The 8,629-nt window shown below is 72.8% G+C and carries 4 protein-coding genes and 1 pseudogene; 2 read left to right on the forward strand and 3 right to left on the reverse strand.

Annotated elements, in window-relative coordinates; all coding sequences use genetic code 11:
- Positions 1 to 116 precede the first annotated feature (116 nt).
- Both pepN and ABZ885_RS30965 read right to left on the reverse strand, forming a co-directional pair.
- Positions 117 to 2,726, reverse strand: coding sequence for an aminopeptidase N (gene pepN, locus ABZ885_RS30960; RefSeq protein WP_360195839.1), 2,610 nt, complete (start codon positions 2,724 to 2,726; stop codon positions 117 to 119).
- A gap of 122 nt (positions 2,727 to 2,848) precedes the next feature.
- On the reverse strand, positions 2,849 to 4,495 hold the full coding sequence (locus ABZ885_RS30965; RefSeq protein WP_360195842.1) for a PQQ-binding-like beta-propeller repeat protein: 1,647 nt from the start codon (positions 4,493 to 4,495) through the stop codon (positions 2,849 to 2,851).
- Positions 4,496 to 5,100: 605 nt separating this feature from the next.
- Here ABZ885_RS30965 and ABZ885_RS30970 point away from each other — a divergent pair.
- Entirely contained in the window at positions 5,101 to 6,303 is a 1,203-nt protein-coding gene (locus ABZ885_RS30970; RefSeq protein ID WP_360195844.1) for an ROK family transcriptional regulator, read from the forward strand.
- Positions 6,304 to 6,524: 221 nt separating this feature from the next.
- The gene (gene dxs, locus ABZ885_RS30975) at positions 6,525 to 8,444 is read left to right on the forward strand and encodes a 1-deoxy-D-xylulose-5-phosphate synthase (protein ID WP_360195847.1); all 1,920 of its coding nucleotides are present in this window, start codon (positions 6,525 to 6,527) and stop codon (positions 8,442 to 8,444) included.
- A gap of 104 nt (positions 8,445 to 8,548) precedes the next feature.
- Here dxs and ABZ885_RS30980 read toward each other — a convergent pair.
- Positions 8,549 to 8,629, reverse strand: a pseudogene (locus tag ABZ885_RS30980) (succinate dehydrogenase); the annotation flags it as partial.

Consider the following 8,629-nt stretch of genomic DNA (forward strand, 5'->3'; position numbering starts at 1 on the left):
ACCCCATTGCTGTTACACTCTGCCCCCACCCGACGCTCTTCCGATCACTCGAACCCGCACGAGCCGCCGACGCCCCGTGGGGACCGCGGGCGAACCCGCGGCCCCCACGGCGGACGTCAGTGCCCCAGCGCCCGGGCGCCCGCCGCGCGGTCGGCCGCCTGGGCCTTCAGCGCGCGCTCGACGCCGGCCCGCGCCTCGACGACCTGCCGGCGCAGCGCCGGCGCCGGCTCGGCCGAGGCCAGCCAGGCGTCGGTGGCGTCCAGCGTGGCCTGCTCCACCTGGAGCGCCGGGTACAGGCCGACGATGATCTGCTGCGAGATCTCGTGGCTACGGGTCTCCCAGATGCCCTTGACGGCCGCGAAGTACTTCGCGGCGTACGGCGCCAGCAGCTCGCGCTGGTCGGCCTGCTGGAAGCCGGCGATCACGGCCTCCTGGACGTAGTTGGTGAGCTTGTCCGACTCCACCACGGAGGCCCAGGCCTCCGCCTTGGCCTCGGCGGTCGGCCGGGCGGCGCGGCAGGTGGCGGCGTGCTCCTGGCCGGCCGCGGTGTTGTCGCGCTCCAGCTCGGCCGCGATGGCGGCCTCGTCGGCGCGGCCGGTGGCGGCGAGCCGGCCGAGCAGCGTCCAGCGCAGCTCGGTGTCGACGGCCAGGCCCTTGAGCTCGGCCGAGCCGTCCAGCAGCCCGGCGAGCAGGCCGAGCTGCCCGTCGGTGCGGGCGACCGAGGCGAGCGCGCGGGCCCAGGCCAGCTGGTGGTCGCTGCCGGGCTCGGCGGCACGAAGCTGCGCCTCGGCGGCCTCGGCCCAGCGGGCGAGGCCCTGCTCGCGCCAGGCCGGGTCGGCGTAGGCGTCCAGGGCCAGCTTGACCTGGCGGTGCACCGACTGGACGACGCCGATGTCGCTCTCCCGGGCGAGGCCGGAGATGGCGAGCGCCAGGTAGTCGCGGGCGGCCAGCTCACCGTCCCGGGTCATGTCCCAGGCGGAGACCCAGCACAGGGCGCGCGGCAGCGAGTCGGTGAAGCCGCCGAGGTGCTCGGTGACGACGGCCAGCGAGTCCTCGTCGAGCCGGATCTTCGCGTACGACAGGTCGTCGTCGTTGAGCAGGACGACGGCCGGGCGGTGACGGCCGACCAGCTCCGGAACCTCGGTGCGGGGGCCGTCGACGTCCAGCTCGATCCGGTCGGTGCGGACCAGTGCGCCGTCGGTCAGCTCGTACAGGCCGATGGCGATCCGGTGCGGGCGGAGCACGGCCTCGCCCTTGGCGCCGGCCGGCAGCGCGGGGGCCTCCTGGAGGACGGTGAAGGACTCGATCTCGCCGTCGGTGTTGAGCACGATGGAGGGCCGCAGCACGTTGATGCCGGCGGTCTCCAGCCAGGACTTGGACCAGGCCTTGAGGTCGCGGCCGCTGGCCTTCTCCAGTGCGCCGAGCAGGTCGCCGAGGCGGGTGTTGCCCCAGGCGTGCTGCTTGAAGTAGGCCTGCACGCCCTGGAAGAAGGCGTCCTGGCCGACGTACGCCACCAGCTGCTTGAGCACCGAGGCGCCCTTGGCGTAGGTGATGCCGTCGAAGTTGACCTGGACGTCCTCCAGGTCGTTGATGTCGGCCATGATCGGGTGGGTGGACGGCAGCTGGTCCTGCCGGTACGCCCAGGTCTTCATCTGGTTGGCGAAGGTGGTCCAGGAGTGCGGCCACTTCGAGCCGGGCGCCTCGGCCTGGCAGACGGCCTCGGCGTAGGTCGCGAACGACTCGTTCAGCCAGAGGTCGTTCCACCACTCCATGGTGACCAGGTCACCGAACCACATGTGGGCCAGCTCGTGCAGGATGGTCGCGGCCCGCGACTCGTACGCGGCGTCGGTCACCTTGGAGCGGAACACGTACTGGTCGCGCAGGGTGACGGCGCCCGCGTTCTCCATCGCGCCGGCGTTGAACTCCGGGACGAACAGCTGGTCGTACTTGGCGAACGGGTAGGGGAAGTCGAACTTCTCCTGGAAGTAGTCGAAGCCCTGCTTGGTGACCTCGAAGATCGCCTCGGCGTCCAGGAACTCGCGCAGCGACGGGCGGCAGTAGACGCCCAGCGGCACCTTCTGGTCGCCGTTCTCGTAGGCGTCGAAGACGCCGACGTACGGGCCCGCGATCAGGGCGGTGATGTAGGAGGAGATCCGGCCGGTCGGCTCGAACCTCCAGACCTGGACGTCCTGGCCGTCCGGGGAGGTCCCCGCGTCGGCCGGGGCCGGGGTGGGGGAGTTGGAGACGACGACCCAGCCCTTGGGGGCGGTCACGGTGAAGGTGAACGCGGCCTTGAGGTCGGGCTGTTCGAAGGAGGCGAAGACCCGGCGGGCGTCCGGCACCTCGAACTGGGTGTACAGGTAGGTCTCGCCGTCGACCGGGTCGACGAACCGGTGCAGGCCCTCACCGGTGTTGGTGTAGGCGCAGTCGGCGACGATCCGCAGCTCGTTCTCGGCGGCCAGGTTCGGCAGGGCGATCCGGCTGTCGGCGAAGTTGGCGTTGTCGAGCCGCTCGCCGTTGAGGACGATCTCCTCGACGCTCGGGGCGACCAGGTCGATGAAGGTGGCCGCGCCGGGGGTGGTGGCGCTGAACCGGACCACGGTGGTGGACCGGAAGGTGCCCCCTTCGCGGGCCGAGCCGAGGTCGAGCTCGATGTCGTACGCGTCCACGCGCAGGAGGTCGGCCCGGGTGCGGGCCTCCTCACGGGTCAGGTTGGTGCCGGGCACTCGCTGGACTCCTTCGTCAGGCTGATGCCTCGCATCCTCCCACGTCCGGTGCGCGGAGCCCGGGGAAATGTGCGCGGCGGGGTGGAGCGGGCGCGACGGCACCGCTCCACCCCGCCGGGGCGTCACTTCTTGGTGTACTTCACCACCGGGGCGTCCGAGCCCGAGCTGCGGGCGTAGCCGTACAGCGAGCCCTCCGCGGTGAGGATGTACTCGGTGCTGCTCAGGCTGATGTAGCTGTTGGACTTGGGCTGGGTGAGGGAGCCGAGGTCGGTCGGCGAGCCGTCGGCCGGCGAGAGCGTCACCAGCTTGGCGTCCTTGCTGTAGCCCATGTCCAGCACGGCGCGGACCTTGCCGTCCTTGTCGGTGCCGGAGACCAGCCGGATGCCCTGGGCGTCGCCGCCGGTGGACGACCAGAGCCGCTTGCCGGTGGTCAGGTCGTAGGCGTTGATCGCCGGCTTGGAGGAGGAGTTGGTCTGGACGTACAGCGTGGTGCCGCTGACCACGTTCTGGGTGAACGCGTCGGACTGGCCGGAGAGCCGCAGGCTGTCGGCCCCGGGCTCCTTGACGGACATCGGCGTCAGCGGCTTGGTGCTCTTGTCGAACGGCAGGATGTAGTCGCCGTTCGGGCCGTTGGTGACCAGCAGCACCAGCGGCATGTCCGAGATCACCTTGTCGACCCGCTCGATGCTGCCGGTCAGCGTGATCGGGGCACCCGTGGCGGCCTTGCCGGTGTCCGCGTCGACCACCACCAGCTGGGACTTGGTGGTGGGGCCGTAGCAGCGGTCGCTGACGGCGATCTGGGCGCCGGCCGCCTTGCCGAAGAGGCTGCAGTCCTTGTCGCGCGGCTGGAACGACCAGGCCGGCGAGCCGTCGGTGAGGTTCAGCCCGCCGACCACGCTGCCGCCGACGCCGACGACCTTCTCGGTCACGGTCAGGGTGGGGGAGGACATCCGCTCGGGGCTGACCTTGACGGTCCAGAGCAGCTTGCCGGTGGTGACGTCGACCGCGCCGACGGTGGAGCAGTCGCTGTCACCGGTGTTGAGCCCGATCGCGGCGATGTGCTTGGAGTTCACGCCGTACGACGCGGCGCAGAACTCCTTGGTGCCGGCCGGCGGGGCGATCGTCCACAGCTCCTTGCCGTCGGCGGCGTTGATGCCGCGGATGCCGGAGCTGTCGGCGCGCACGGTGCTCTTGTCGGTGCCCCAGATGCCGAGCAGCTGCGAACCGCTGGCTGCGTTGGCGGGCTTGGCGGCGCCCCAGGCGTAGTTGTAGGCGCCGGCGACGCCCGGGCTGCTGGTGCTGCCGCCGTTGGCGGAGGTGTTGTCGTCGGGGGTCTCGTTGACCAGCACGACCAGGGCCGCGACGATGGCGATCGCCAGCACACCGCCGATGATGCCGCCCCAGAGCATCACGGGGTTGCGCTGCTTGGGCGCGGTCGGCACCGGCGCACCGGGGTAGGTGTACCCGCCCTGCGGCTGCGGCTGCGGCTGCGGCTGCGGGTAGCCGTAGCCGCCGTACGGCTGGCCGCTGCCGTCGGTGGCGCCGAACGGGGGCTGCTGGCCGGGGGCCGGGTCGTACGGGCCGACCGGCGCGCCCACCGGGGGAGCCGGCGTGCCCTGGGAGGGGAAGGCGGCGGTGGGCGCGTAGGCGTACTCACTGCCCGGTGCCGGTGCCGGTGCCGATGCTGCCGGGGGCTGGGCCGGCGGCGGCGTTCCGGGCGCGGCCGGTCCGGCCTGGCCGGGGATCGGTGCCCCGTCGAGCCGCGTCATCTGGTCCGCCACGGCGGCCGGGTCCACACCGGGCGTGCGCCCGAGCGGGACGCCCCGGTTGTCCTGCGGACCCGTGCCCGGCGTGACGCCTGACCCCGGAGTAGGGTGATCCCCTGCCATCTGATTCCCCGTCATGTCTGGAAGCGCCCCCCGGCCGGTCACGTCCGTGGCCGATGGGACGGGTGAGATTGGGCACCATGGTACGGGTGGCCCGATTTCGCCCCGCTGCAGGAGCCCGGAACCCCGCGCACCACCCCCTGAGCTGGCCGTCTTCCCGCCGGCTCCGCGCGCCCGTCCGGAGGGGCGCCGCAGCCCCCACCGCACCACCACGCACACTCCGCCAACCCCTCACCTCCGGCCCCCGGCGTCCGGGCCGTCACGCGCGCCCCTCCCGCCACCCCCGTACGCCCCTTCACCAGCCCCCGCGAGCCGCCTGCCGCACCGTCGCGCGCCCCTCCGCACTGCCTCCGCGCCCCCCGCGCGTCACCCGCCGTTCCACCCGCGTAGGCCGTCGCCGCACCTCCGACGCCCTTCAGGGCCTAGGCTTCAGAAGGTGAAGGGATCGCCCGGCGGATGGGGTTCCCTCGCCCTTGGGAGGGTGGATCATGTCGACGGACACACCGGGATCGCAGTCCTCGCTGCACCGGGCGAACCTGGAGCGCGTGCTCCGGGCGGTACGGATGGCCGGCTCGCTGACCCAGGCCGAGATCGCCCGCGGCACCGGGCTCTCCGCGGCCACCGTGTCCAACATCGTCCGGGAGCTCAAGGAGAGCGGCACCGTCGTGGTGGCCGACACCTCCTCCGGCGGGCGCCGCGCCCGCAGCGTCTCGCTCAGCGGTGACGCCGGCATCGTGGTGGGGATCGATTTCGGCCACACCCACCTCCGGGTCGCCGTCGGCAACCTCGCGCACCGCGTGCTCGCCGAGGAGAGCGCCCCGATCGACGTGGACGTCTCGGCCGCCCAGGGCTTCGACCGGGCCGAGGCGCTGGTCGAGCGGCTGCTCGCCGAGGCCGGCTTCCGCCCGGACAAGGTGATCGGCGTGGGCCTGGGCGTCCCCGGCCCGATCGACGTGGAGACCGGCGCCCTCGGCTCCACCGCGATCCTGCCGGGCTGGACCGGCATCGCCCCCGGCCGCGAGCTGGCCGAGCGGCTCGGCATGCCGGTGCACGTGGACAACGACGCCAACCTGGGCGCCCTCGGCGAGCTGGTCTGGGGCGCGGGCCGCGGCCTGAGCGACCTCGCCTACATCAAGGTGGCGAGCGGTGTCGGCGCCGGCCTGGTGGTGAACGGCCAGATCTACCGCGGCCCGGGCGGCACCGCGGGTGAGATAGGGCACATCACGCTGGACGAGGCCGGCCCGGTCTGCCGCTGCGGCAACCGCGGCTGCCTGGAGACCTTCGTCGGCTCCCGCTACCTGCTGGGCCTGCTCAGCCCGACCCTCGGCCCGGACCTCTCGCTGCCCCGGGTGGTCGAGCTGGCCCACCAGGGCGACCTCGGCTGCCGCCGGGTGATCGCCGACGCGGGCCGCCAGATCGGCACCGGTGTCGCGACCCTCTGCAACCTGCTCAACCCGCGCCGGGTGATCCTCGGCGGCGACCTCGCCGACGCCGGTGAGCTGGTGCTGGGCCCGATCCGGGACTCGGTGGCCCGCTACGCCATCCCGAGCGCGGCCCGCCAGCTGTCGGTGGTGCCCGGCACCCTGGGCGGCCGGGCCGAGGTGCTCGGCGCGCTGGCCCTCGTGATGAGCGAGATGGGGGAGTCCGGCGCCCTCGGCAGATCCGCACAAACGTCCGGCGCCCGTTCGTGAGTACCCGGCGGCGGGCTCCCCGGGCTCGCCGCCGGGCCTGAACCACGCCGTCTCCGGCGGTAAACCGGCCAGTGGCACCGGGCACCCCGCTCGGTGTCCGGTAGGCGGACATTAGACTCGACCGGTCGGCACCGACCGAGCGAGTCGGAGCGCGTCGGCACACCGGGCAGCGAGGCCCGCCGGACCGCCCGCGGTCCGCGACTTTGAACGAGGAGGAACGGGTGGCCCTGCTGACCCGCATTCGGGGACCGCGCGATCTCGACCGGCTCACGCCCGGACAGCTGGCGACCCTGGCCGAGGAGATCCGGACCTTCCTGGTGACGGAGGTCTCCAAGACGGGCGGCCACCTCGGCCCGAACCTCGGCGTGGTGGAGCTCACCATCGCGCTGCACCGGGTCTTCGACTCGCCGCGCGACCGCATCCTCTTCGACACCGGCCACCAGAGCTACGTCCACAAGCTGCTCACCGGCCGCCAGGACTTCTCCCGGCTGAAGATGAGCGGCGGCCTGTCGGGCTACCCGTCCCGCGCCGAGTCCGAGCACGACGTGATCGAGAACTCGCACGCCTCCACCGTCATCTCCTACGCCGACGGCCTGGCCAAGGCCAACAAGATCCTCGGCAAGGCGGACCCGGTCGTCGCCGTCATCGGCGACGGCGCGCTCACCGGCGGCATGGCCTGGGAGGCGCTCAACAACCTCGCGGACGCCGAGGACCTGCCGGTCGTCATCGTCGTCAACGACAACGAGCGCTCCTACTCGCCGACCATCGGCGGCCTCGCCAACCACCTCGCGACGCTGCGCACCACCCAGGGCTACGAGCGCTTCCTCTCCTGGGGCAAGGACGCCCTGCAGCGCACCCCGGTGGTCGGCCAGCAGCTGTTCGACACGCTGCACGGCGCCAAGAAGGGCCTGAAGGACTTCATCGCCCCGCAGGGCATGTTCGAGGACCTCGGCCTCAAGTACATCGGCCCGATCGACGGCCACGACCTCACCGCCCTGGAGTCGGCGCTCACCAAGGCGCGCGGCTTCGGCGGCCCGGTGATCGTGCACTGCCTCACCGAGAAGGGCCGCGGCTACCACGCCGCCGAGAACAACGACGAGGACCGCTTCCACGCCGTCGGCGTGATCCACCCGGACACCGGCCTGCCGGTGAAGAGCTCGGGCAAGGACTGGACCTCGGTCTTCGGCGAGGAGATGGTGGCGCTCGGCCACGAGCGCGAGGACATCGTCGCCATCACCGCCGCGATGCTCCACCCGGTCGGCCTCGCCCCCTTCGCCAAGGCCTTCCCGGACCGCATCTTCGACGTCGGCATCGCCGAGCAGCACGCCGTCACCAGCGCCGCCGGCCTGGCCACCAACGGCCTGCACCCGGTCTTCGCGGTCTACGCGACCTTCCTCAACCGGGCCTTCGACCAGGTCCTGATGGACGTCGCCCTGCACAAGCTGGGCGTCACCTTCGTCCTGGACCGGGCCGGCGTCACCGGCACCGACGGCGCCTCGCACAACGGCATGTGGGACATGTCGATCCTCCAGGTCGTCCCGGGCCTGCGGATCGCCGCCCCGCGCGACGCCGACCAGGTGCGCGCCCAGCTGCGCGAGGCCGTCCAGGTCAAGGACGCGCCGACGGTGGTCCGCTACTCCAAGGGCACGGTCGGCCCGGCCGTCGCCGCGGTGGGCCGGATCGGCGGCATGGACGTGCTGCGCGAGGCGGCCGCCGACGAGGCCGCCGAGGGCCGCCGCGCCGACGTGCTGATCGTCTCGGTCGGCGCGATGGCCCCGACCAGCCTGGAGGTGGCCGACCTGCTGGCCGCCCAGGGCATCACCGCGACCGTGGTGGACCCGCGCTGGGTCAAGCCGGTGGACGCGGCCCTGCCGGGCCTGGCCGCCGAGCACCGGGTGGTCGTCACGATCGAGGACAACGGCCGGGTCGGCGGCGTCGGTGCCGCGGTCGCCCAGGCGCTGCGCGACGCCGAGGTGGACGTGCCGCTGCGCGACTTCGGCATCCCGCAGGAGTTCCTCGACCACGCCTCCCGGTCCGAGATCCTCGCCGAGATCGGCCTCAACGCCCCGGACATCGCCCGCCAGGTGACCGCGCTGGTCTCCCGGGTCGCCCGTCTGGACGTCGCCACCGTCGAGGCCTGATCAGGGGCCCCGGCCGCCCCTGGCCGTCCCTCCCCCGCGGCGTCCGTTTGCGACGACTGCGCAACAGTTCACCCGGGGGAGGCCAGCCGTCAGGCCGATAATCGCACCATGTGCGCGACCAGGTACAGCAGCATGACCAGTCCGCTGACGGCCATGACCGCCTTCTTGCCGACGGTCGACCGCCA

Source organism: Kitasatospora sp. NPDC047058, assembly GCF_040643935.1.
GTDB lineage: Bacteria > Actinomycetota > Actinomycetes > Streptomycetales > Streptomycetaceae > Kitasatospora.